Genomic DNA, 21831 nt, shown 5'->3' on the forward strand with positions numbered 1-21831 from the left:
ACGTAGTGACCACGCTGCCGAGCGCGGCCAGCGTCCTGCATCCGCAGCTGGCGGGTGCGGGTTTCGTGCATGCCTGCCGCGTCGCCACCCATCGACAGGGGCGCAGTGCACTGCAGGCCTATCGCGACATGGCAGCGACGGTCCCCGCGTGGTTTGACGGGCTGATGGCGCTGCGCAACCAGGGCATGCGCCTGCTCGGGATGAAGGATCTGGGTTCGCTGCGTGCGGTGCAGGCTGCGCAGCATCCGAGTCCCGGGCAGCGGCTCGGCATTTTCACCCTGCAGTCGCTGCACGATGATGCCATCGTGCTGGAGGATGACGACCGGCACCTGCACGTGCAGCTGGCGCTGCAGTGGCAGGGTGACACGCTGGAAGTGGCGACGGTGGTGCATACGCACAACGCGTTCGGGCGCCTGTACATGCTGCCGGTGGACCCGATGCACCGGCTGATCGTGCCGCATCTGCTGCGCAGGCAGGTACGCGCGTACGGGTAGGCCGGGCCCGGCGGCACCCGGCGCCACCGGAGCGCTAGGGCGTTGCCGGCACCAGCTGCTGGCCAATGAAGTTCCGCTTGGCATCGAAGTCATAGCCGATCTGCAGCTGCCCCACATCCGGGCAGGCATGGCAGTCGCGCAGCGGCGTGCGGTACAGCAGGCGGATGCCGCCGCCTTCCAGTGGTGTGGTGCCTGCGGCCTGCGCCGGTGCGAACGGCGTCGCCTGCGGGTTGGCCTTCAGCACTGCCTGCACAGTCGGGTCGGCGCGCAGCGCATCGTCCAGCTGCACCGCATCGACATCGATGCGCTTGCCGCCTGCATCCACCAGACGCGTGCCTTGGTTGGTGTTGGCGCGGAAGGGATATTCAACCGTGGCCACGCCCAGTCCGTCATGCTCATGCCACGCGCTGACATAGGCCAGTTCGCCGCCGGTGGAAAGCTGCTCGGCGGCCGTGATTGCATCCGAGCTGGCGCCGCCGCTGCGCATCGCATCGCGCAGGCAGTCGCGCGTCGCCGCATCGCCTCCCTGACGGCAGGCGTTGAGATCGCCGTCCCACACCACCGCCTCGCTCCAGCGCATCCGGCCATCGGTCGCTGCCTTCTCCGCGCTGGGGGTGTCCGTGGCGACAGGTTCCTTGCCGGGCTCGGGCGAGCTGCCCTGGCAGGCGGTCATCAGGGCGAGTGCGAGGGCAGGCAGCAGCAGACGGGAACGGCGCATGGCGTGGACCTCGTGCGTTGACTGGAGGCCCGAGTATCGTCAAGACCGGGTGAACTCCGCGTCGGCGCGGCATACTAGCCGCTCATTGCATACGCTGGAGTCTGGAACGTGGGCAGTCTGCAGGGCAAGACCCTTTTCATCACCGGTGCCTCGCGTGGCATCGGCCTGGCGATCGCGCTGCGTGCCGCGCGCGATGGTGCCAACGTGGCCATCGCGGCCAAGTCGTCGGTGCCGAACCCGAAGTTGCCGGGCACCATCCACAGCGCTGCCGATGCGGTGAATGCGGCCGGCGGCCGGGGCCTGGCGTTGAAATGCGACATCCGCGAGGAAGAGCAGGTGCAGGCGGCCGTCGCCGCTACGGTCGATACCTTCGGTGGCATCGACATCCTGGTCAACAATGCCAGCGCGATCTGGTTGCGCGGCACGCTGGAGACACCGATGAAGCGCTTCGATCTGATGCAGCAGGTCAATGCGCGTGGCAGTTTCCTGTGCGCACAGGCCTGCCTGCCGTACCTGCGGCAGGCCCCGAATCCACACATCCTCACCCTGGCGCCGCCGCCGAGCCTGGAACCGAAGTGGTGGGGTGCGCATACCGGCTACACGCTGGCGAAGATGGGCATGAGCTTCGTCACCCTCGGCCTTGCTGCCGAGTTCGGGCCGCAGGGCGTGGCGGTCAATGCGCTGTGGCCGCGCACGGTGATCGCCACCGACGCCATCAACATGATCCCCGGCGTTGACGCGGCGGGATGCCGCACGCCGCAGATCATGGCCGATGCCGCGCATGCAGTGCTGGTACGCGAAGCCGCGGGTTTCCACGGCCAGTTCCTGATCGATGACGAGGTGCTGGCACAGGCCGGCATCACCGACCTGTCCGGCTATGCGGTGGATCCGTCGCGGCCGCTGCTGCCGGATCTGTTCCTCGACTGATCCGATGCGAGTGTCATGATCGGCCAACTGCGATAGAATTCGCGGCTGTAATCGTTTTCAACAAGGATGTGCGTAGATGCTCCGTCGTACCACTGCAGCGCTGCTCGCTGCGTCGTTGTCGCTTGCCCTGGTCGCCTGTGGTGGCAAGCCGCCCGCCTCGTCCGGCACGTCCGACAAGGCCGATGCCGCGCCTACGCAGGATGCCCAGCAGCAGCTGACCGCCAAGCTCAACGCCTATATCGGCTGCTTCAACGCGGTCGATTCCGAGGTGCATGGCAGCGCCCGCGCCTACACGGGCTGGATCAAGGATCTGGAGGCCGGTCCGAGCGGACGCGAGACCCGTGTGTACGGACCAAGCGAGATCGACGACTACGACATGAAGCAGTGCGACGCACCGATCACCGAGGCGATCGCGGCCCAGCCCGCGCTGCCGGAACTCGATGCGGCGGCTGGCCGCTACCTGCAGGCGCTGAAGGCACTGGTGCCGGTCAGCCATGAGGCACACGACTACTACGAGCGCCAGGATTACGAGGACGACCAGTTCGCCAAGGGCAAGCAGCTGCACGCGCCGCTGATGGCTGCGTTCAAGGCCTTCGCCGGCGCCAGCGAAACGTTCAACGTTGAACTGGAACGCCAGAACGATGCTGCCCAGCGCGAGCACCTCAAGGCGCTGGAACAGGCCGAGGGCCGCACCCGCGAGTACTACCGGCTGGCGATGATGCTGGAAGCGAAAGCGATCATGGACATGATGGGCGACGACGATTTCGATCCGGCGCAGGCCGATGAACGGCTGCAGGCCTTCAATCGCATTTCCGACGAAGCACATGCCAAGGTGGCCGATCAGGAGCCGGGCAAGCTGGACTGGAACAGCTTCGAGCGCGAAGCCGAGAACTTCCGTCGCGAGGGCAAGGAGCGCCTGCAGCGGGTCAGCAGCAAGACCCCGTACAACGACTTCGAGCGGCGCATGCTGGATTCGCCGTCGATGGCCCCGCGGGGTTCGGCCGGGCGACTGCTGCATGTCTACAACGCGCTGGTGTTCCAGAGCAACCGGCAGTAGATCCGGGTGACAGTCCAGTGTGCCGACGCACTGGTCAGTGCCAGCAATCAGATGCGCTGAGGCGGGAGCGGCGGCAGGCTGCTCACCGCCCCGCGCAGGTACGGGTCAGCGGTTGAAGGCTTCCGGCAGCGCGTTGCCGCAGGCCCGGCAGTGGCGTGCATCCGGTTCGTGGCCTTCCAGCCCGCAGTGCGGGCAACCCCGGGCATCGCGGCGTGCCGCCAGCTCGGCCTCGCGCATGGTGCTGGCCAGTTCAGCGGTGTAGATGCCGGTGGGCACGGCAATGATGCTGTAGCCGATCAGGATCAGCACGGACGTGACGAAGCGGCCGAGCACGGTCTGCGGCACGATGTCGCCGAAGCCGACCGTGGCCATGGTCACCACCGCCCAGTACATGCTGGCAGGAATGTTGCTGAAGCCGTTTTCCGGTCCTTCGATCACGTACATCAGCGCGCCGGCGATGATGGTGATGGTGATCACCGTGAACAGGAACACCAGGATCTTCCGCCGGCTGCGCCACAGCGACTGCATCAGCACGCCGCTTTCCTCGATGTAGCGGGTCAGCTTGAGGATGCGGAACACGCGCAGGATGCGCAGTGCGCGCACCACCAGCAGGCTCTGCGCGCCGGGGATGAACATCGACAGGTACGCGGGCAGGATCGAGAGCAGGTCGATGATGCCCCACACGCTCACGGCATAGCGCAGCGGGCGCTTGACCACCGCCAGCCGCAGCAGGTACTCGGCGGTGAAGATGAGGGTGAAGCCCCACTCGAGCACGTACAGGCTGGTGGACCACTCGGCGTGCAGGTGCTGCACGCTGTCGATCATCACCACCAGGATGCTGGCGATGATGGTCACCACCAGCAGCAGGTCGAAATTGCGCGAGGGCCGGGTATCGTGCCGGTAGATGATGTCGAACCACTGGCGGCGCCAGCCGGTTTCGGTGGCGGGGTTCAGCTGGGGGGCGGAGAACGGTCGCATGGGCGCATTGTGCCGCAGGGGTTCCGGCGCGAGAATGGGCATTCCTGAATCCTGCCGACTGCCATGACCGCCGCGACCGACCCGCTGATCTCCCTTTCGCACTACTACCTGCCGGTCTACAAGCCTCGCCAGGTGGTGCTGGAGCGTGGCCAGGGCGCCCGCGTGTGGGACAGCCAGGGCCGTGAGTTCATCGATCTGGCGGCCGGTATCGCCGTGTGCGGCCTGGGCCACAACGACCCGGATCTGGTGGCGGCACTGGTCGAGCAGGCCGGCAAGCTCTGGCACACCAGCAATGTGTTCTACAGCGCACCGCCGCTGCACCTGGCGGAAGAGCTGGTGAAGGCCAGCCGCTTCGCCGAGCGCGTGTTCCTGTGCAATTCCGGCGCCGAAGCCAATGAAGTGGCGATCAAGATGGTGCGCAAGTGGGCCTCCAGCCAGGGGCGGCCGGCTGACAAGCGGGTGATCATCACGTTCCGCGGCAGCTTCCACGGCCGCACCCTGGGCGCGGTGACCGCCACCGCCCAGCCGAAGTACCAGGAAGGCTATGAGCCGCTGCCCGGTGGCTTCCGCTACATCGACTTCAACGACGAAGTGCAGCTGGAAACGGCGATGGCCGCGGGCGACGTGGCGGCGGTGATGCTGGAGCCGGTGCAGGGGGAGGGTGGCGTGATGCCGGCCAAGTCCGGTTTCCTCAAGCGCGTGCGCGAGCTGTGCGACCAGCACGGCGCGCTGCTGGTGCTGGATGAGATCCAGGCGGGCATGGGCCGTACCGGCACGCTGTTCGCGCACTGGCAGGATGACGTGGTGCCGGACATGGTCACCCTGGCCAAGGCGCTGGGAGGCGGCTTCCCGATCGGCGCGATGCTGGCCGGCCCGAAGGTCGCCGAGACCATGCAGTTCGGTGCGCACGGCACCACCTTCGGTGGCAATCCGCTGGCTGCTGCCGTCGCCCGCGTAGCGCTGCGCAAACTGTCCTCGCCTGAGATCGCCGCCAATGTCAGCCGCCAGTCGAAGGCGCTGCGCGATGGTTTCGCCCGCATCAGCGAGGAATTCGGCGTGTTCAGTGGCGTACGCGGTCGCGGCCTGATGCTGGGCGCGGTCCTGGCCAAGGACTTCGCCGGGCAGGCCGGTGCCATCCTCGATCACGCGGCCGAACACGGCCTGCTGACCTTGCAGGCCGGTCCGGACGTGCTGCGCTTCGTGCCGTCGTTGAACATCACCGACGAAGAAGTGGCCGAAGGCCTGAAGCGCCTGCGTGCCGCTGTTGCGGCGTTCGTCGCCGCACGCTGAAGCCTTGGCGCTGACCCCGTTGCCGCGGAATCGCTGTAGAGCCGAGCCCATGCTCGGCTCATCTCCACGTCAGGCAACAGCAGCCGAGCATGGGCTCGGCTCTACAGCGGTCACGTGATCCGGTAGCGTTTCAACACCTTGCCCAGCCCACGGCCATCGTGCACCGTTTCCGCGTGCAGCCCAGCGGCGCGTGCGCCGCGCACGTTGGCGAACAGGTCATCGACGAACAGCGTGTGCGCAGGCGCTGCATCAAGCATCTCCAGCGTGCGCAGGAACACCTCCGGCGCCGGTTTGCGCAGGCCGAAATCGGCGCTGCAGAACACGCGACCCAGCAGGGCAGGGAACAGCTCCGGCAGCAGGGAAGGCAACGCCTGCTTCATCAGCGCGCCATTGTTGGTCAGCACCGCCATCGGCAGCTGCAGGGCCTGCAGCCGTTGCAGGACTGCGCGCTGCGGATGGCTCGCGGCTTGCCGCGCTGCGGTCCAGGTGTCCACGTCGATGGTCCTGTGCAGAAGCTCTCCCAATCGCGCCAGATAGGCAGGGCCGCCCAGCGAGCCATTGTCATGCGCGGCTTCCAGCCCGCTGTCGTACAACGCGGTCTGCACGGCCTGCGTCGGAACCCCCAGCGCCTTCGCCAGATGCAGCACGCGTTGCGCGCGCTGGTAATGCACCAGCACGCCGTCTACATCCAGCAGCAACAGGTCGATCCGCATCGGCCGAGCATGCCATTGCGGCAAGTGTGCGGGAAACCCTGGAGCGGGCATGCGACAGACGGTCGCAGACGCGGCCACAGGGGGCTGCCTAGAATGGCGCTTGAATCCGCAGGAGAGGCAACGATGAAGGCTTGGATGGTGGCAGTGGGACTGGGCGCGCTGATGCTGGCGCCGTCGGCGATGGCGCGTGTGTGTGCGGTGAGCATCGACAGCACCGACCAGATGAGCTTCAGCAGCCGCGAGATCAAGGTCGCCGCCGACTGCACCGCCGTGGATCTGACCCTGCGCCACACCGGCAAGTTGGCCGCCACTGCCATGGGCCACAACTGGGTGCTGACCCGCAGTGCCGATTACCAGCCGGTGGCGATGGCGGGCATGCGCATGACCCTGGCCGACAGCTACCTGCCGAAGGCCGACAAGCGCGTGTTGGCGCACACCAAGGTGATCGGCGGCGGCGAGACCACGCGCGTGCGCTTCTCTACCCAGGGCCTGCAGAAGGGCGGTGACTACACCTTCTTCTGCTCGTTCCCCGGCCACTTCGCGATGATGAAGGGCACGTTCGTCTTTGGTTGATGCCGTTTGCAGCGTCGCACCATGCTCGACTGCTCTTTTCCGCGCTGCGTACGATGAGCCGGGCATGGCTCGGCTCTACACGTTGCAGTAGATCCACGCCAGGCGTGGATACGGTGCAAGGGAGTGCCAACCAAGGTTGGCACCTGCCATGGGCAGGGCTCAGCCCTTGGCGGCCTTGAACGCCACGCGTGCAGCGGCCAGCGTCGCTTCGATCACCGCATCGTCGTGCGCACTGGACAGGAAGCCGGCCTCGTACGCCGACGGCGCCAGGAACACGCCCTGGTCCAGCATGGCGTGGAAGAAGCGGTTGAACGCCGGAATGTCACAGGCGGTGGCCTGCGCATAGGTCTCCACCTTCTCGCTGGTGAAGAACAGCCCGAACATCGCGCCGACCCGGGTCGTGGTCACGGCCACTCCGGCGTCTGCGGCCGCAGCTTCCAGGCCCTCGCACAGGCGTGCGGTGCGCTCGGCCAGGTCGGCGTGGAAGCCGGGCTGCTGGACCAGTTCCAGCATTGCCAGGCCGGCCGCCATCGCCACCGGATTGCCGCTGAGCGTGCCGGCCTGGTAGATCGGGCCGGCGGGGGCGATCTGCTGCATCAGGTCGCGGCGACCGCCATAGGCGCCCACCGGCATGCCGCCGCCGATGATCTTGCCGAAGGTGGTCAGGTCCGGCGTGATCCCGTAATGCGCCTGCGCGCCGCCGAGCGCCACGCGGAAGCCGGTCATCACTTCATCGAAGATCAGCAGTGCGCCGTGTTGCGTGCACAGCTCGCGCAGGTGCTGCAGGTAGCCGTCGCGCGGCGGGATGCAGTTGGCGTTGCCCACCACCGGTTCGATGATCAGGCCGGCGATCTCGCTGCCCTGTGCCTCGAACAGTGCGGTGGCGGCGTCGAAGTCGTTGTAGGGCAGGGTCAGGGTGAGTTCGCTCAGGCCTGCCGGAACGCCCGGTGAGGTGGGCACACCGAGGGTCAGCATGCCGCTGCCGGCCTTGACCAGGAACGAGTCGCCATGGCCGTGGTAACACCCTTCGAACTTGACGATGCGGTTGCGCCCGGTGGCACCGCGCGCCAGGCGGATCGCCGACAGGGTCGCTTCGGTGCCGGAGTTGACCATCCGCACCATCTCGCAGGACGGCACCAGGCGGGTGATGGTCTCGGCCATCGTCACTTCGGCGGCGCACGGCGCGCCGAACGAGAGGCCCTGTTCGACGGCCTTCTTCACCGCCTGGCGTACGGCCGGATGATTGTGGCCGACGATCATCGGACCCCAGGAACCGACATAGTCGATGTAGCGGTTGCCGTCCACGTCGTACAGGTAGGCGCCATCGGCGCGCTCGACGAAGAAGGGCTCGCCGCCGACCGACTTGAACGCGCGGACCGGCGAATTGACGCCGCCCGGCAGCAAGTGCTGGGCACGGGAGAACAGGGCGTGGGACTGGTCGTGGTTCATCGGGTTTCCTGGGTGTTACCGGAACTGGGCGAGGTAGGCGCGCTGGGTGGCGACCGGGTCCGGTGCGGCGTAGATGCCGCTGACCACGGCCACCAGGTCGGCGCCGGCCTCGATGAGGGGACCGACATTGTCCGGCGTCAGGCCGCCGATCGCCACCCGCGGTACGCCCAGTGCGCCGCTCTGCCGCAGCAGATCGATGTGGGCACGGCTGGTGGTGATCTTGGTGGTGGTCGGAAAGAAGGCGCCGAAGGCCACATAGCTGGCGCCAGCGGCTGCGGCGGCCTCGGCGTTGGCCAGCTGGTCGTAGCAGGAGGCGCCGATGATGGCGTCGGCACCGAGCAGGGCGCGCGCGCTGGCGATGTCGCCGTCGGTACCGCCCAGATGCACGCCGGCTGCGCCCAAGGCCCGGGCCAGTACCGGGTCATCATTGACGATCAGCGGCACGCCGTGCTCTGCGCACAGCGCCTGCAGTGCGGTGGCCTGTTCCAGCCGCAGCGCGTCGCTGGCGGTCTTGTTGCGGTACTGCAGCCAGGTGGCGCCGGCGGCCAGCAAGGGCGCGGTGCGGGCCAGCAGGCGTGCGGTGTCGGGCTCATCCGGGGTGATGAGGTAGACGCCACGGGGCGCCGGGGAAGCAGAGGTCATCGATGGCTACCGGTGAGTGGACCGCGATGGGACAATGGCGGCCCGTGAATTCAACCCCGATTATCCGATGAGCGACGCCACCCCCACCACCCTGCGTACCTGGATGTGCGTGGTCTGCGGCTTCCTTTACCACGAGGCCGACGGCCTGCCGGAAGAGGGCATTGCGCCGGGCACGCGCTGGGAAGACATTCCGGACACCTGGACCTGCCCGGACTGCGGCGTTACCAAGGCCGATTTCGAGATGGTCGAGGTCGATTGACGGACGTGGGGCGGGCCGCAGGTCCGCGCACCGACCGCCTCAATGCAGCCGTGGCATCGGCCCGCCCAGATCGATCAGCTTCTCGCGCAGCCACTGCGCGTCGCTGGCCTCGGGATTGCGCTTGAGGTACTGCCCCAGATCGTGCAGGGCTCCCGTCAGGTACTCCAGCTGCAGGTAGGCCAGGCCCCGGTCGCGCAGGGCGTCGTCCTGCTCCGGCGCCAGCTTCAGCAGGCGGTCGGCACTGCGCGCGGCACGGTCCCATTCACCGGCCTCGGCATACACGCCGTGCAGGTTGCGCAGCATCCGCATCAGGATCGCGCGGGACGGTGCCGGATCGAGAATCTGCGCCAGCACCTGGTCGTCGGGCATCTGCCCGCCCAGATGTGACTTTGCGCGCTCCCGCAGTTCGTCCACATCCAGCGGCCGACCGCCGTTGAACGGGTCCATCACCAGGACACCGTCATCCACCGGCAGGCGCACCAGGAAGTGGCCGGGGAAGGACACGCCGTCCAGCGGAATGCCCAGCCGCCGCGCGACCTCCATCTGTACCAGCGCCAGCGAGATCGGATTGCCGAGCCTGCGCTCGAATACCTGGTTGAGATAACTGTTGCGCGGATCGTAATACTCGTCGTGGTCCCCGCTGTAGCCCAGTTCGTCGAACAGGTGGCGATTGATCGCGGCCATTTTCAGCGGACTGCGCTCGATGCTGTCCACTTCGGCGCGAAGGTGGTCGACATGGCTCTGGATCAGCGCGTCGTAGGTGGACGGCTGCAGATCCGGATATTCATCGCGCGCGATCAGCAGCGCGGTCGGCAACAACGGCAGCGCCTCGTCTTCGAGGTCGGCCAGTGCATCCCAGTCGGGGAGTGTGATCCGGTCCGGCATGGTCACAGACTGGCGGCAATCGCAGACGGATTCAAGCGGTGTGGCGTGAAAAATCCAGGGGTCAGATCCCGTCCGCGTGCGAAAGGGATCCGACCCCGACCGGGGTGCCGGCCGGCCGCCGGGCCGCGTGGGCCTACTTCTCGATGCCCGGGCCGAAGGTCAGTTCGGTACCATCCTTCAGCTTGAGCTTCTCGGCCTGGCCGGCGTTGAGTTCCAGCACGTACCGGGCCGGGCCGCCGCTGGGATAGGGCGGGCACATGTCGCCGGCCGAGCAGGGCGGCACGTCGCGCTGCTGGCTCACCAGCCTGCGCTGGCTGTCGAAGTACAGGATGTCCAGCGCGATCTTGGTGTTCTTCATCCAGTACGCCTGCATTTCCTCGCGGTCATGGATGAACAGCATGCCGTGGTCAACGGGCATCTGGTCGCGGAACATCAGCCCGCGTGCGCGGGTCTCATCATTGGTTGCCAGCTCCACGTGGTAGCGGGCGCCGTCCAGTTCGACCCAGTGACGGGCCGCATCGGTGGCACAGCCGGCCAGGGCCAGCAAGGGAAGCATCAGCAGCGAACGCAGCAGCGACATCGTCAGGATCCTTCGCGTGAGGGTCAGAGCACGACCGGCGGTTCGCCGCCGATGATCACCACGTCGGCACGGCGACGGGCAAACAGGCCGACGCAGACCACGCCCGGCAGCTGGTTGAGTTCGCGCTCGAGCTTTTCCGGATCGGTGATCTGCAGGTTGTGGATGTCCAGGATCTGGTTGCCGTTGTCGGTGACCACGCCCTCGCGCCAGGTCGGCTGGCCCCCGGTCATGTCGCGGATCTGCCGGGCCACCAGGCTGCGTGCCATCGGAATCACTTCCACCGGCAGCGGGAACCTGCCCAGCACCGGGACCTGCTTGCTCGGGTCGACGATGCAGACGAAGCGCTCGCTGGCCTCGGCAATGATCTTCTCGCGGGTCAGTGCAGCGCCACCGCCCTTGATCAGGCACTTGCCGGGATCGCACTCGTCGGCGCCGTCGACGTACAGCGACAGGTTGCCGGTGTGGTTCAGCTCGATCACCTCGATCCCGTGCTGCTTCAGGCGCGCGGTGCTCTGTTCCGAGCTGGACACCGCACCCTTGATGCGATGCTGGATGCGCGCCAGCGCATCGATGAAATAGGCGACGGTGGAACCGGTGCCGACACCGACGATCATGCCGTCTTCGACGTACTCGATGGCTTTCTCGGCGGCCAGGCGCTTGGCTTCGGACATGGGAGCAACTCTCAGCAGGGAATCAGGATTTCTTTTCCAGCGACAGCAGCAGCTTCCACTGCGCGGCGGTCACCGGGAACACCGACAGCCGGTTGCCCTTGGCAACCAGCGGGAAGCCCTCGCCCAGCGCTTCAGCGTGCAGCTTGATCTCGTCCAGCGCGATCACCTGCCTGAGCTTGCGGTCGAAGGCCACGTCCACAAGCATCCAGCGCGGGTTCTCGCGCGTGCTTTTCGGGTCGTGGTAGTCGGATCGGGGGTCGAACTGGGTATCGTCCGGGTAGGCCGGGCTGGCGACCGTGGCCAGGCCGACGATGCCGGGGACCTTGGTATTGGAGTGGTAGAACAGGATGCCGTCGCCGACCTGCATGCCATCGCGCATGAAGTTGCGCGCCTGGTAGTTGCGTACCCCGTTCCACGGCTCGACCTTGACCCGGGCCAGGTCATCGATGGAGAAGGCGTCCGGTTCGGACTTCATCAGCCAATAGCGCTTGCGGGCGGTCATGCGTTCACGGGGGCAGCGGAGGGGAACAGGGTGCCGGCTTCGGTGCAGATCGCATCCACCGGCACGTCCCACGACGCCACCGGCAAGGACTCGACCTGCTGCACCGCGAAGGCAGCACCGACCAGCCAGGGCGGCGCCGGCCGGTCGTGGCGGCAGGCGAAGCTGCGATCATACCAGCCGCCCCCCATGCCCAGCCGCCGGCACTGTGTGTCGAAACCCACCAGCGGGGTCACTACCAGCGCCATCTGCGCCGGTTCCAGCGTGTCTTCCACGGCCACGTCCGGTTCCGGAATGCCGTAGCGGTTGCCGGTCAGGGGCTGACCGGGCCGCCAGGGCGCGAAGCGCAGCGTGTCGCCGGCCAGCACCGGCAGGCAGTAGGAGAGTCCATCGGGCAGCTGCAGCTGCCAGCGATGCAGCGCGATCTCACCGTCCAGCGCCCAATAGCCGGCAACGTGGCCGTGAAGCGGCGCAAACGGCAACGCCAGCAGCCCATCGGCAAGGGCATCGGCGGCGGCGATGCGCTCGCTGGCGGAAAGGTCGCGGCGGCGTTGCCGCAGGTCGTGGCGCAGGGCCTGGCGCGGGTCGGTCATGGCAGCGTGCGGCAAGGAACAGCCGTCATTGTGCCGGAAAGAACAAGGGCGACGCCCGAAGACGCCGCCCTTGCTGGAATATTGCATTCTCCGCAATGTCGATGCATGCGAAACGACCTTGAACCCGGGGGCTCAAGTGGGAACGCTGGAGAACCATCGGGCTTCCCGCTACAAGGCGGACCTGCACTCCCGGCGCTGTCGCGCTCCCGGTGTCGTTCTTAAGGGACAAGGCGAATGTTTGCACATGCCGTCGAGTACCGCAGAGAACGCAGGGCCATTATAGCGGCCGGTCCTGATCTGGATAGGCCGTTCGTCGGCAACAGTCCGTGCCAATTCAGAAATGAGAAGACGCGTGTCGCGCGATCTGTCAGGGATTGCCGTCGATGGCGCGGTCCAGCCGCCGGTTCAGGTCGGCCAGCGTCTGCTGCAGGGCCACGGCCTGGCGGGCGTTCTCGTCACGCAGCAGCTGCAGTTCATGGGCCAGGTTCAGTGCCGCCAGGACCGCGATGCGGTCGACCGCCGCCATGCGGTTGCTGCCACGGATCTCGCGCATCCGTGCGTCGAGCAGGCGCGCGGCCGCCATCAGGCTGTCGCGTTCATCGGCACCCACGCCGACGGTGTACTCGCGGTCGAGGATGCGGACGCTGACCGGTTCGGCGCTCATGTGTGCTGCTCCAGGGATTTGAGCCGGCTGATCATCGCTTCCACCCGCGAGCGCGCCTGTTCGTTCTTGGCCAGCAGCGTCGAGCGCTCGGCCACCAGCTGTTCCTGCTGGTGGCGCAGGCTGCGGTTCTCTTCGGCCAGGCGCTGGTTGCGTTCAAGCAACGCTTCCACGCGGGCGGCGAAGTCCTGCAGCTGGGCAAGGGGATCGGCGGGTTCCATGCAGGCACGATAGGCAAGCCGGGTCTGGGCGGTCAAGCGCTGTCGCAGCAGGCCCCGATGGCCACGGGGAGGTCGCTATCGGGTTGCTACACTACAGGGCTCACGGGCGCGCGCGTGCGCGCTCGGGGTTTCCTTCTCCGAACGAGCCGCACGATGACCGAACTTCCCTCCGTCGACGACGTTTCCCGCGCCAGCCAGGACCTGGGCCTGGGCGCCACCGCTGCCGAGCTGCATGGCGGCCTGTGCGGCTGGCTGGCCGCCGGTGGAGCTCCCGGCAACGACTGGCCGGCGCGTGTGCTGGCCGACGACAGCCTGCCGCCGGTGGCGGCCGACAGCGCCCTCGGGCAGTTGTTGCAGGCCACCATCAAGCAGCTGGAGGACCGCGATTTCGCGTTCGAGCTGCTGCTGAGCGACAGCGAGGACGTGGCTGCGCAGGCCGACGCCATGTTCAGCTGGACCCGCGCCTTCCTGGGTGGATTCGGACTGGGCAGTGGCGGCCGTCGTCCGGCCCTGTCCGAAGAGGGCGAAGAGGCGCTGACCGACATGGCCAGCCTGGCGCGTGCTTCCAGCGAGGATTTCGAGGCAGGTGGCGAGGACGACGATGAGGCGCTGTCGGAGATCGAGGAATTCATCCGCGTGGCGGTGCTGCTGCTGCACGGCGATGTGGTGCTGGCCGCGCGCCACCGGCAGCGCCTGAACTGATGGACATCAAGCAGCGCACCGGCATCGCGGCCGGCGAGTACAAGCGTCGTCGCCGGCAGCTGATGGACATGGCCGGCGAAGACGCCATCCTGGTGCTGCCCGCCGCGTCCGAGAAGGTGCGCAGCCTGGATACCCATTACCCGTACCGGCAGGATTCGGACTTCCAGTACCTGAGCGGCTTCCCGGAGCCGGAAGCCGTGCTGGTGCTGATTCCCGGGCGTCGTCACGGCGAGGCGATCCTGTTCTGCCGCGAACGCGATGCCGAGCGCGAGGCCTGGGACGGCAGCCGCGCCGGCCAGGAAGGCGCCGTGGCGCAGTTCGGCATGGACGATGCCTATCCGATCGACGATCTGGACGACATCCTTCCGGGCCTGCTGGAGGGACGCTCGCGCGTCTACTACCACTTCGGCCGTGATGCGGACTTCGACCTGAAGCTGATCGGCTGGGTCAACCGTGTCCGCTCCCAGGTGCGCCACGGTGCGCAGCCGCCGCACGAGTTCCTGGAGCTGGGCCACCTGCTGCATGAGCAGCGCCTGTTCAAGTCCGGCGCGGAGGTGGCGCTGATGCAGCACGCCGCCCAGATCAGCGTGCGTGCGCACCTGGCAGCGATGAAGGCGGCGAAGGCGGGCATCCATGAGTACGAACTGCAGGCCGAACTGGAGCGCGTGTTCCGTGCCAGCGATGCGGTGCCGGCGTACTGCAGCATCGTCGGCGCCGGCCGCAACGGGTGCATCCTGCACTATCGCGACAACAACGGGCGTGCGCGCGACGGCGAGCTGGTGCTGATCGATGCGGGTGCTGAGTACCGTGGCTACGCCAGCGACATCACCCGTACCTTCCCGGTGAACGGGCGCTTCAGCGCCGAGCAGCGCGCGCTGCATGATCTGGTCGGCCAGGCCCAGGCGGCGGCGCTGGCCCAGGCCCGGCCCGGCGTACCCTACGAAGCCGGCCACCTGGCGGCGGTGCAGACGCTGACCGAGGGCCTGCTGCGGCTCGGCCTGCTGAAGGGCACGCTGGAGAAGAATCTCTCCGAAGGCCTGTACCAGCGCTTCTACCGGCACAAGACCGGCCACTGGATCGGGCTGGATGTGCACGACGTGGGCGACTACCGCCTGGCCGGTGACTCGCGGCTGCTGGAGCCGGGCATGGCGTTCACCATCGAGCCGGGCCTGTACATCGGCGTGGACGATACGACGGTGGAGCCGCGCTGGCGTGGCATCGGCATCCGCACCGAGGACGATGTGCTGATCACCGACGATGGCCATCGCGTGCTGACCGAAGGGCTGGCGCGGAGTGCGGACGAGATCGAAGCGGTGATGGCGGGTTGAGGGTTGCCGGCAGGGCTTGCAGCCCTGCACCTGCTCAATGCAACGGCCAAAGCCAAAGCGGGCATTCCGAGGGATGGCGGGGCACTGTGGATTTGCGGGGACGCCGTGAACCCGTCCATGGGGGCTTGGTCGCGGCATCCATGCCGCTCACACCCCGCAAATCCACAGTGCCCCGCCTTCGACAGCTGGCCGGTGGCTGTTGGTAGGTGTCGACCTTGGTCGACACAGAGCGAGCGCAGCGAGCGACCCGCTTTTGCTTTTCTTTCTTCTTTTCCGTGATTGGATGCGCGCAGAAGACTGTCAGAGGTGGGGCGGGGGGGCATGCAGGGACGTACTTGCAGCGTCCCCTGCATGGCCTACCCGCCCCGCCCAGCGCGCATCACGCATGATGCCAGTCGACTAACAGTCGACTCTACCTTTGAGGCCAACCACGAGGGGCTCAGCCGTTGGCTGCCGCAAACTCCGGTCGCGTCAGGTTGTCCGCTTCGCCATCGGTGCACAGCACTTCGTCCTCGATGCGGATGCCGCCATACGGACGGAAGAAGTCCACGCGCTCCCAGTTGATCGCATCGCCATGGCCGGCGTCCTTGACCTCGTTCAACAGCATGTCGATGAAGTACAGGCCCGGCTCGATGGTCACCACCATCCCCGGTTCCAGCACGCGGGTCAGACGCAGGTAGGGATGACCCGCCGGACGTTCGATCCGGCCGCCTTCGTCGCTGGCGGCGAATCCGGCCACGTCATGCACCTGCAGGCCGATCAGATGGCCGATGCCGTGCGGGAAGAATGCGGCGCTGACGCCGGTTTCCAGCGCGGTCTGCGGCGATACCCTGATGACGCCGAAGTCCTTCAGAACGCCCATCAGCGACAGATGCGCGTCCACGTGCAGCGTCCTGTAATCAACGCCCGGGCGCACCGCCGCGCACATCTGCTGCTGGGCGGCATCGACGGCAGCAATCATCGCAGCGAATTCGTCGTGGCCGTGCGCCGCGTAGGTACGGGTGATGTCGCTGGCGTAGCCGTGCGCGCTGGCGCCGGCATCGATGAGGAAGCTGCGCAGCGGCTGCGGTGCCTTGCGGCCCAGTTCGGTGTAGTGCAGAACGGCGGCGTGCTCGTTCAGCGCCACGATGTTGCCGTAGGGCAGTTCATTGGCGTCCTGGCCCACCGCCTGGCAGTACGCCATGTGGATGCTGAACTCGTCGGCACCGTTGCGGAACGCGGCTTCGGCGGCGCGATGGCCGCGCACGCCCAGCACCTGTGCCTGGCGCATCAGGGCGATCTCGTAGGGCGTCTTGCTGCCACGGTGCCATTCCAGGTAATTCACCACCGCCGGAGGATTGTTCGGCACGTGGCTGCCCAGTGCGCTCTGCGGCTCACCCAGGATCGCGCAGCGCGACGGATCGGCCGGCAGCAACGCCAGCGCTTCGTCCGGCGTGCGGATGATGTGGATGTCGAAGTGCTCCACCCACCAGCCGCTCGGCGCGTCCGGCACTACGTGCCAGTAATCGAACGGCTGATGGAAGATCACCACCGGCCGCTTGCCGGGCGTAAACACGATCCAGCTGTTGGGCACGCGCGTCAGCGGCAACCATGCCTTGAACTGCGGATTCACCGCATAGGGATAGTCGCGATCATCAAACACCTGGTAGTGCAGGGTGCCGCTGGGCACGACGAGGTGATCAAAGCCGCCGCGCGCCAGCGCCTGCTCGGCGCGTCGGCACAGCACGGCCAGGTGATCGGGATACAGGGCGCCGGGGTCTTGCTGGATCATTGCGGTGGCTCGACACGGAAAACGGCCCTAGATTCTGCCGCATACCGGCGGAAACCGCTGTGCCGGAACCGGCAGTCAGTCCGTCGAAAGCGGTCCTTCGTCGCTGTCTTCGCCTACCCACTGCCGCAGCAGCTGGCGGTGTTCGCGTGACAGGGTGAGGAACCGGAAGCCCACCCAGCTCTGTCCCGGGGCGTGCGCCGGCTCGCTCCACAACAGGTGCACGCCCACGTCGATGGCTGCCTGCTGGCCATCGCCCAGCGGCAGCGGGAAGCGGAACTGATACAGCGCGTCGTCGCGCAGCGCAGTGCTGGCCAGCATCAGCATGCCGGTTTCGGACACATTGCCAAGGCGACCGACCACGCAGTCGCGCATCTGGTCGGTCACCGGCACCAGGTCCGACACCTGGCGTCGGGGGGCGCGGCGGGTGTCCTGCGGCGGCGTCATGCTCATGCGGGGGTGTCCTGCGGGTTGCGGCCGGCAAGCGCACGCAGGGCGCCCAGGCTGGCCTTCCAGGCGCGGTCGACCAGCCGGCCCTTGTCTTCGGTGACCAGATGCGCACGCCCAGCGCTGATCTGCCGCGCCAGGCTGTCGAGGTCGGTTTCGGCAATCTTCTGCCCGCGCGGATTGACGAACAGCACATGGCCGGTCAGCAGGCTGTACCAGGACAGGCGCTGGCGGCGAAGCGTGCCGTCGCCGTTGTCGATGTCGAACCAGCTGCCGAAGGGCAGGGAGCACAGCTGCTCGTAGGCGGCCTCCTCCGCACTGCTGCGTGGCGCGGCAGGGGCGGACGCACTGCGGCTGTCGGTGTGCTCGCCCAGCCGGGCGCGGGCCTTCAGCCGCGCGCTGAGTTCGGTACGCGACGTGCTGTCGTCCTCGCCCCCGGGCGTGGCCAGGCGACGGGCCACCGCTGAGGCTTCCTCGGCGTGATAGCCCACCTGCAGCAGCGCGGCCTCCACATCGGCGGCCAAGGCGCCATCGGTGCCATCGACGCCGTTGGCGGCGGTTGCAGTAACGGCCGCGATGCGCTCGGTCTGCTGCAGCCGCTCCTGCCACTGGGGCGAGTCCTCGCCATGGCGCAGCCGGGTCAGGGTCAGCGCGTCGGACCAGGCCTGGCGCAGCAGGGTCTGGACGAAGCGCGGCGGCTGCTGCGTGCTGCAGCACTGCTCGATCTGGGCGCTGGCCTGGCGCCGCGCGAGTTCCAGGCGCTCCCTGCCGCGCGCGGCTTCGACGTGGCGGCGTTCGGCCAGTTCGGCGCGATGGGCGGCCGCGCGCTGGTGCTGCTGCACCTCTTCGTTGGCAGCAGCGAAGGCTTCCGGCGTGCGTGCATCCTCGCCGAGCAGGCTCTGCACGCTCTGTGCCATGCGCTGCAGAAACTGCGGATCGACGTCGTCGTCCCCCAGCCAGCGGGCACCGGCTTCGGCGATATGGTTGAGCAGCTCGCGCGCAGGATGCTCGTCGCGTACGAAGAAGCCCGGATCGGCCATCGCTGCACGTGCCAACGGTACCTGCAGGCGCGCCAGCAGGGCGGCGGGCACCGGGTCCGGACGCTGCTGCTGCTGGATCTGCTGCATCAACAGGCGCAGCAGGTCCAGGTTGTCGCGATCATGGCTGCCGATCTGCGCATGCGGGCCATGCTCGCTGCGCAGCTGCGCGACCACGGCGGCCTGCAGGTCGACCACACCGGTAGCGGCGCTGGCCTGGTTTTGCAGCCTTGCCAATACCGCATCGACGGCAGCAGTCGGTACCGCAGGCGCGTCTGCCGCCGGCGTGGCGCGTGCGCGCTGCAGCAGGTCGTGCAGCAGGGTGCCGGTGGCGGTGGTCAGCCCGGGGGTCGCTGCAGCGGATGCGGAACCGGACTGGAAGGCATCCTGCATCAGGGTCGACCAGGAGCCGGCAGGCAGGTTCTCGCCCCAGCCGGTCATGGGGGCCGCCGCGCGCCTGGCTGGCTGCGTGGCACGGCCGCCAGCGACGGACTGGGTGATGATCCTTCGCGTACTCGACGAGCGGGCCAGATACGGGGTGTAGACCAGGCCCGGCAGCACGCCCTGCTGGGCGAGCAGGGCATTGGCCCGATCAAGCAGGTCGCCCAGGCGTTCCAGCACCTGGCGCTCGAAACTGCGATACAGCGCCAGCTGCACCTCTGCCCCGAGGCCATCCTGTTCGGCGACCCTGCGCACCATCGCGCACAGCGCCTGCGGTGCCAGCGGAAGGGTATCGGCTTCGAACGCAGGCGCCGCAGCCAGCACGCCCAGGCGCTGGCCGAGCAGGTTCAGGGCGTTGGCCGAGCGCTGCGTCTCGCGCCGGACCATTTCGGTGAGCAGCAGGTCGCGGTCGACCTCGTGCTCGTCGACCAGCGACAGGCCGATCGTGCCCGGCAGTGCGGGCGGTGGTGCTGCTGCCGTGAAGGCGGTCGGTTCGCGCAGCCGCGCCAGTGCCTCGGCCACCGCATCGAGCATGCGCTCGCTGAAGTGGCCGGCGAAGGCATGCAGTTGGCTACGCTGCGCCATCAGTTCAGCCTGCTGCTGCGGACTGCGCGCGCGGTCGGCATCGTGCAGCAGGAGTTGTTCCAGCGCTTCGACGGTCAGGATCAGCGGCGCGGTCAGTGCCTGCCGGCACAGGCCGGTCAACGCCCCCAGCAGTTCACGTACCCGCGGTGGCAGGTCGGTGCTGGCCAGGCGGGCAGCGTCGGTGGCGGAGAGGGAGAAGACAGCTGACATCGGCGTGCGGTACCCGGATTCCCGCGGAGCGATCCTGTGAATTTACCGTGTCGGCCGAGGCCGGCGCTACTTTAGGGTGAATGCGCACGCTGCACGCCCGGGCGGGGCCGCCCCCGCAACCAGGAGGGGCCCCCCCCGGGGGGGAGGGAAGGGGGGGGGGGGGGGGCGGCCCGGCCCCCCCCCCCCCCCGCGGGGGCATTACTCGGCGGCCGGTGCTTCTTCAGCGTCGGCAGCGTCTTCCTTGCCGTGCTTGGCGGTGACGATCGCGTCGTCGTGGTCCTTGCCCAGCGCCAGGGCCGGGATTTCCACGCCCTTCGGCAGCTTGATGTTGGACAGGTACACCACGTCGCCAGCAGCCAGGTCGGCCAGGTCGACTTCGATCGACTCCGGCAGGTCCTTCGGCAGGCAGCTGATGGTCACTTCCTTCAGTTCGTGGGTGACCACGACGTCGGCAGCCTTGCCGGCCGGCGAGGTGTCTTCGTTGATGAAGTGCAGCGGGACCGAAGCGGTCAGGGCTTCGTTCTCGTTCACGCGCTGGAAGTCCAGGTGCATGATCAGCTGCTTGTACGGATGGCGCTGCATGTCACGCAGCAGGACCTTCTGCACCTGGCCGTCCAGGTTCAGGTCCAGGATCGAGGCATAGAACCACTCGTTCTGCTGTGCCAGCCAGATTTCGTTGTGGTCCAGGCTGATGGCGACCGGCTCGGCGTTGCCGCCGTACACGATGGCCGGGATCACACCGGCGTGACGCAGGCGGCGGCTCGCACCCTTACGCTGCAGTTCACGCTTGGTGACCTTGATTTCATGGGTCTTCGACATTTTCGACTACTCAGGTTGTTGCCTTGCCCTGCGGCTTGGCGATTGAAGATGCTTCCGCGACCAGAAGCATCCGGGAAAGTCCTTGCCGTTGCCGGCAGGGACGAAAAACTCAGTCGACGTACAGCGAGCTGACCGACTCGCCGAAGGCGATGCGGCGCATCGTCTCGGCCAGCATTTCCGCCACGCTCAGCTGGCGGATCTTGCTGCACACCCGCGCTGCGTCCTTCAGCGGGATGGTGTCGGTCACCACCAGCTCGTCGAGCTGGGAATTGGTGATGTTGTCCACCGCCGGTCCCGACAGCACCGCGTGGGTGCAGTAGGCGGCGACCTTGAGCGCACCGCGCGCCTTCAGGGCAGCGGCGGCGGCGCACAGGGTGCCGGCGGTGTCGACGATGTCATCGACCATCACGCAGGTCTTGCCTTCGACGTCACCGATGATGTTCATCACGGTGGAGACGTTGGCACGCGGACGGCGCTTGTCGATGATCGCCAGGTCGGCATCATCCAGGCGCTTGGCCACGGCACGGGCGCGGACCACGCCGCCCACGTCCGGCGACACCACGATCAGGTTTTCCGTGCCGTAGGCGCGCCAGATGTCGGCCAGCAGCAGCGGGGAGGCATAAACGTTGTCGACCGGAATATCAAAGAAGCCCTGGATCTGGTCGGCGTGCAGGTCGACCGTCAGCACGCGATCAGCGCCAGCGGTGCTGAACATCTTCGCCGCCAGCTTGGCGGTGATCGGCACACGCGAGGAACGCATGCGGCGATCCTGGCGCGAGTAACCGAAGTACGGCACCACGGCGGTCACGCTGTTCACCGATGCGCGCTTGAGCGCGTCGATCAGCACCAGCAGTTCCATCAGGTTTTCCGCGCTCGGCGCGCAGGTCGGCTGGATCACGAACACGTCCTGCTTGCGGACGTTCTCTTCGATCTCCACCTGCACTTCTCCATCGGAGAAATGCGAGACCAGCGCCTTGCCCGGGCGAACCCCCAGTTCCTTGCAGATGTTCTGCGCCAGACGTTTGTTGGCGTTGCCGGAAAAGACCAGCAGGTTCGGGGACTCTTGCATCATGATTGTCTCGGGCGGGGACGAGTGGCGGGGATCCGGTGGCGGCAAGGACCACGCCGGACCCTTGCTGCTGACAACACCGCGGTTGTTTCCACGTCCCGCGCGGAGGATGCGCTGAAGGCGCGGACACAGCCGCATTGGCAGGGGCGGTAGGATTCGAACCTACGAATGCCAGGATCAAAACCTGGTGCCTTGGGCCTCTTGGCGACGCCCCT

25 protein-coding genes, 1 tRNA gene and 1 other RNA gene are annotated in these 21831 nt (G+C 67.4%); 8 read left to right on the forward strand and 19 right to left on the reverse strand.

All coding sequences use genetic code 11. From position 1 onward, the window contains the following. The first annotated feature begins 5 nt into the window (after positions 1–5). Entirely contained in the window at positions 6–494 is a 489-nt protein-coding gene (locus tag ACVOMM_RS08965; protein WP_414487636.1) for a DUF2867 domain-containing protein, read from the forward strand. Between the two features lie 34 nt (positions 495–528). On the opposite strand, the gene ACVOMM_RS08970 is transcribed toward ACVOMM_RS08965, so the two are convergent. Continuing rightward, on the reverse strand, positions 529–1212 hold the full coding sequence (locus tag ACVOMM_RS08970; RefSeq protein ID WP_197572596.1) for a hypothetical protein: 684 nt from the start codon (positions 1210–1212) through the stop codon (positions 529–531). A 108-nt stretch (positions 1213–1320) separates the two neighbouring features. Between ACVOMM_RS08970 and ACVOMM_RS08975 the strand changes: the two genes are divergently transcribed. Then, complete coding sequence (locus ACVOMM_RS08975; RefSeq protein ID WP_197572595.1) at positions 1321–2139, forward strand: SDR family oxidoreductase; 819 nt, start codon at positions 1321–1323, stop codon at positions 2137–2139. Between the two features lie 76 nt (positions 2140–2215). After that, positions 2216–3196 carry a YiiG family protein gene (locus tag ACVOMM_RS08980; protein ID WP_253118312.1) on the forward strand — a complete coding sequence of 327 codons (981 nt, stop codon included), beginning with the start codon at positions 2216–2218 and terminating at the stop codon, positions 3194–3196. Positions 3197–3301: 105 nt separating this feature from the next. Here the strand turns inward: ACVOMM_RS08980 and ACVOMM_RS08985 are convergent, their stop codons facing one another. Continuing rightward, complete coding sequence (locus ACVOMM_RS08985; RefSeq protein WP_053519846.1) at positions 3302–4174, reverse strand: ion transporter; 873 nt, start codon at positions 4172–4174, stop codon at positions 3302–3304. Between the two features lie 63 nt (positions 4175–4237). Here ACVOMM_RS08985 and ACVOMM_RS08990 point away from each other — a divergent pair, with 63 nt between their 5' ends. Then, positions 4238–5464, forward strand: coding sequence for an acetylornithine transaminase (locus tag ACVOMM_RS08990; protein WP_193396842.1), 1227 nt, complete (start codon positions 4238–4240; stop codon positions 5462–5464). Positions 5465–5574: 110 nt separating this feature from the next. On the opposite strand, the gene ACVOMM_RS08995 is transcribed toward ACVOMM_RS08990, so the two are convergent. Further along, entirely contained in the window at positions 5575–6177 is a 603-nt protein-coding gene (locus ACVOMM_RS08995) for an HAD-IA family hydrolase (protein WP_197572400.1), read from the reverse strand. Between the two features lie 123 nt (positions 6178–6300). On the opposite strand from ACVOMM_RS08995, the gene azu reads away from it, so the two are divergent. Then, positions 6301–6750: an azurin gene (azu, locus tag ACVOMM_RS09000; protein ID WP_050509801.1), complete on the forward strand. Its 450-nt coding sequence runs from the start codon at positions 6301–6303 to the stop codon at positions 6748–6750. Between the two features lie 159 nt (positions 6751–6909). On the opposite strand, the gene hemL is transcribed toward azu, so the two are convergent. Both hemL and thiE read right to left on the reverse strand, forming a co-directional pair. After that, positions 6910–8199, reverse strand: coding sequence for a glutamate-1-semialdehyde 2,1-aminomutase (gene hemL, locus ACVOMM_RS09005; RefSeq protein WP_481526137.1), 1290 nt, complete (start codon positions 8197–8199; stop codon positions 6910–6912). 15 nt (positions 8200–8214) lie between these two features. Beyond that, complete coding sequence (thiE, locus tag ACVOMM_RS09010) at positions 8215–8841, reverse strand: thiamine phosphate synthase (protein WP_481526138.1); 627 nt, start codon at positions 8839–8841, stop codon at positions 8215–8217. Between the two features lie 34 nt (positions 8842–8875). Here thiE and ACVOMM_RS09015 point away from each other — a divergent pair, with 34 nt between their 5' ends. After that, positions 8876–9100, forward strand: a complete 225-nt coding sequence (locus ACVOMM_RS09015; protein ID WP_053519835.1) for a rubredoxin — start codon at positions 8876–8878, stop codon at positions 9098–9100. 39 nt (positions 9101–9139) lie between these two features. Here ACVOMM_RS09015 and ACVOMM_RS09020 read toward each other — a convergent pair whose 3' ends face one another. The 8 genes from ACVOMM_RS09020 to ACVOMM_RS09055 all read right to left on the reverse strand — a co-directional run bounded on the left by ACVOMM_RS09020 (position 9140) and on the right by ACVOMM_RS09055 (position 13210). Beyond that, a complete protein-coding gene (locus ACVOMM_RS09020; protein ID WP_481526139.1) occupies positions 9140–9985 on the reverse strand; it encodes a SirB1 family protein in 846 nt (281 codons plus the stop codon). Between the two features lie 133 nt (positions 9986–10118). Continuing rightward, a complete protein-coding gene (locus ACVOMM_RS09025) occupies positions 10119–10565 on the reverse strand; it encodes a DUF192 domain-containing protein (protein WP_053519833.1) in 447 nt (148 codons plus the stop codon). Positions 10566–10588: 23 nt separating this feature from the next. Beyond that, on the reverse strand, positions 10589–11236 hold the full coding sequence (gene rpiA / locus ACVOMM_RS09030; protein WP_065175077.1) for a ribose-5-phosphate isomerase RpiA: 648 nt from the start codon (positions 11234–11236) through the stop codon (positions 10589–10591). A gap of 22 nt (positions 11237–11258) precedes the next feature. Continuing rightward, positions 11259–11738, reverse strand: coding sequence for an EVE domain-containing protein (locus ACVOMM_RS09035; RefSeq protein WP_111186787.1), 480 nt, complete (start codon positions 11736–11738; stop codon positions 11259–11261). Then, positions 11735–12328, reverse strand: a complete 594-nt coding sequence (locus ACVOMM_RS09040) for a 5-formyltetrahydrofolate cyclo-ligase (RefSeq protein WP_481526140.1) — start codon at positions 12326–12328, stop codon at positions 11735–11737. The genes ACVOMM_RS09035 and ACVOMM_RS09040 overlap by 4 nt, the downstream gene beginning before the upstream one ends. An 83-nt stretch (positions 12329–12411) precedes the next feature. Beyond that, a non-coding RNA gene (ssrS, locus tag ACVOMM_RS09045) (6S RNA) lies at positions 12412–12597 on the reverse strand. 98 nt (positions 12598–12695) lie between these two features. Next, the gene (locus tag ACVOMM_RS09050; protein WP_053519829.1) at positions 12696–12992 is read right to left on the reverse strand and encodes a cell division protein ZapA; all 297 of its coding nucleotides are present in this window, start codon (positions 12990–12992) and stop codon (positions 12696–12698) included. Continuing rightward, positions 12989–13210 carry a TIGR02449 family protein gene (locus ACVOMM_RS09055; RefSeq protein ID WP_005410898.1) on the reverse strand — a complete coding sequence of 74 codons (222 nt, stop codon included), beginning with the start codon at positions 13208–13210 and terminating at the stop codon, positions 12989–12991. The genes ACVOMM_RS09050 and ACVOMM_RS09055 overlap by 4 nt, the downstream gene beginning before the upstream one ends. Positions 13211–13363: 153 nt before the next feature. Between ACVOMM_RS09055 and ACVOMM_RS09060 the strand changes: the two genes are divergently transcribed. Then, positions 13364–13912, forward strand: a complete 549-nt coding sequence (locus tag ACVOMM_RS09060; RefSeq protein ID WP_053519828.1) for a UPF0149 family protein — start codon at positions 13364–13366, stop codon at positions 13910–13912. A gap of 5 nt (positions 13913–13917) precedes the next feature. After that, entirely contained in the window at positions 13918–15240 is a 1323-nt protein-coding gene (locus ACVOMM_RS09065) for an aminopeptidase P N-terminal domain-containing protein (RefSeq protein WP_111186809.1), read from the forward strand. Between the two features lie 439 nt (positions 15241–15679). On the opposite strand, the gene pepQ is transcribed toward ACVOMM_RS09065, so the two are convergent. The 6 genes from pepQ to ACVOMM_RS09095 form a co-directional block, all read right to left on the reverse strand. Continuing rightward, a complete protein-coding gene (gene pepQ, locus ACVOMM_RS09070) occupies positions 15680–17011 on the reverse strand; it encodes a Xaa-Pro dipeptidase (RefSeq protein WP_065181689.1) in 1332 nt (443 codons plus the stop codon). 75 nt (positions 17012–17086) lie between these two features. After that, positions 17087–17461: a PilZ domain-containing protein gene (locus ACVOMM_RS09075; protein WP_065175725.1), complete on the reverse strand. Its 375-nt coding sequence runs from the start codon at positions 17459–17461 to the stop codon at positions 17087–17089. Beyond that, positions 17458–19728 (reverse strand): DUF1631 family protein, encoded by a 2271-nt coding sequence (locus ACVOMM_RS09080; RefSeq protein ID WP_481526141.1) that lies wholly within the window; start codon positions 19726–19728, stop codon positions 17458–17460. Before ACVOMM_RS09080 ends, ACVOMM_RS09075 begins: the two co-directional genes overlap by 4 nt. Positions 19729–19926: 198 nt before the next feature. Further along, positions 19927–20547, reverse strand: coding sequence for a 50S ribosomal protein L25/general stress protein Ctc (locus ACVOMM_RS09085; protein ID WP_053520288.1), 621 nt, complete (start codon positions 20545–20547; stop codon positions 19927–19929). A gap of 109 nt (positions 20548–20656) precedes the next feature. Further along, a complete protein-coding gene (locus tag ACVOMM_RS09090) occupies positions 20657–21616 on the reverse strand; it encodes a ribose-phosphate diphosphokinase (RefSeq protein WP_053520289.1) in 960 nt (319 codons plus the stop codon). Between the two features lie 138 nt (positions 21617–21754). Continuing rightward, positions 21755–21831, reverse strand: a tRNA-Gln gene (locus ACVOMM_RS09095).

It is taken from the genome of Stenotrophomonas sp. STEN009 (assembly GCF_056760395.1).

Bases quoted from the DNA above. Each gene is read 5' to 3' on its own strand.
- ACVOMM_RS09015 (WP_053519835.1), top strand. From the start codon at position 8,876: ATGGCGGCCCGTGAATTCAACCCCGATTATCCGATGAGCGACGCCACC.
- ACVOMM_RS09025 (WP_053519833.1), bottom strand. From the start codon at position 10,565: ATGTCGCTGCTGCGTTCGCTGCTGATGCTTCCCTTGCTGGCCCTGGCC.
- ACVOMM_RS09075 (WP_065175725.1), bottom strand. From the start codon at position 17,461: ATGAGCATGACGCCGCCGCAGGACACCCGCCGCGCCCCCCGACGCCAG.
- pepQ (WP_065181689.1), bottom strand. From the start codon at position 17,011: ATGATCCAGCAAGACCCCGGCGCCCTGTATCCCGATCACCTGGCCGTG.
- ACVOMM_RS09050 (WP_053519829.1), bottom strand. From the start codon at position 12,992: ATGAGCGCCGAACCGGTCAGCGTCCGCATCCTCGACCGCGAGTACACC.
- ACVOMM_RS09055 (WP_005410898.1), bottom strand. From the start codon at position 13,210: ATGGAACCCGCCGATCCCCTTGCCCAGCTGCAGGACTTCGCCGCCCGC.
- ACVOMM_RS08970 (WP_197572596.1), bottom strand. From the start codon at position 1,212: ATGCGCCGTTCCCGTCTGCTGCTGCCTGCCCTCGCACTCGCCCTGATG.
- ACVOMM_RS09040 (WP_481526140.1), bottom strand. From the start codon at position 12,328: ATGACCGACCCGCGCCAGGCCCTGCGCCACGACCTGCGGCAACGCCGC.
- azu (WP_050509801.1), top strand. From the start codon at position 6,301: ATGAAGGCTTGGATGGTGGCAGTGGGACTGGGCGCGCTGATGCTGGCG.
- hemL (WP_481526137.1), bottom strand. From the start codon at position 8,199: ATGAACCACGACCAGTCCCACGCCCTGTTCTCCCGTGCCCAGCACTTG.
- thiE (WP_481526138.1), bottom strand. From the start codon at position 8,841: ATGACCTCTGCTTCCCCGGCGCCCCGTGGCGTCTACCTCATCACCCCG.
- rpiA (WP_065175077.1), bottom strand. From the start codon at position 11,236: ATGTCCGAAGCCAAGCGCCTGGCCGCCGAGAAAGCCATCGAGTACGTC.
- ACVOMM_RS09060 (WP_053519828.1), top strand. From the start codon at position 13,364: ATGACCGAACTTCCCTCCGTCGACGACGTTTCCCGCGCCAGCCAGGAC.
- ACVOMM_RS09035 (WP_111186787.1), bottom strand. From the start codon at position 11,738: ATGACCGCCCGCAAGCGCTATTGGCTGATGAAGTCCGAACCGGACGCC.
- ACVOMM_RS08985 (WP_053519846.1), bottom strand. From the start codon at position 4,174: ATGCGACCGTTCTCCGCCCCCCAGCTGAACCCCGCCACCGAAACCGGC.
- ACVOMM_RS09090 (WP_053520289.1), bottom strand. From the start codon at position 21,616: ATGCAAGAGTCCCCGAACCTGCTGGTCTTTTCCGGCAACGCCAACAAA.
- ACVOMM_RS09020 (WP_481526139.1), bottom strand. From the start codon at position 9,985: ATGCCGGACCGGATCACACTCCCCGACTGGGATGCACTGGCCGACCTC.
- ACVOMM_RS08995 (WP_197572400.1), bottom strand. From the start codon at position 6,177: ATGCGGATCGACCTGTTGCTGCTGGATGTAGACGGCGTGCTGGTGCAT.
- ACVOMM_RS08980 (WP_253118312.1), top strand. From the start codon at position 2,216: ATGCTCCGTCGTACCACTGCAGCGCTGCTCGCTGCGTCGTTGTCGCTT.
- ACVOMM_RS08990 (WP_193396842.1), top strand. From the start codon at position 4,238: ATGACCGCCGCGACCGACCCGCTGATCTCCCTTTCGCACTACTACCTG.
- ACVOMM_RS09080 (WP_481526141.1), bottom strand. From the start codon at position 19,728: ATGTCAGCTGTCTTCTCCCTCTCCGCCACCGACGCTGCCCGCCTGGCC.
- ACVOMM_RS09085 (WP_053520288.1), bottom strand. From the start codon at position 20,547: ATGTCGAAGACCCATGAAATCAAGGTCACCAAGCGTGAACTGCAGCGT.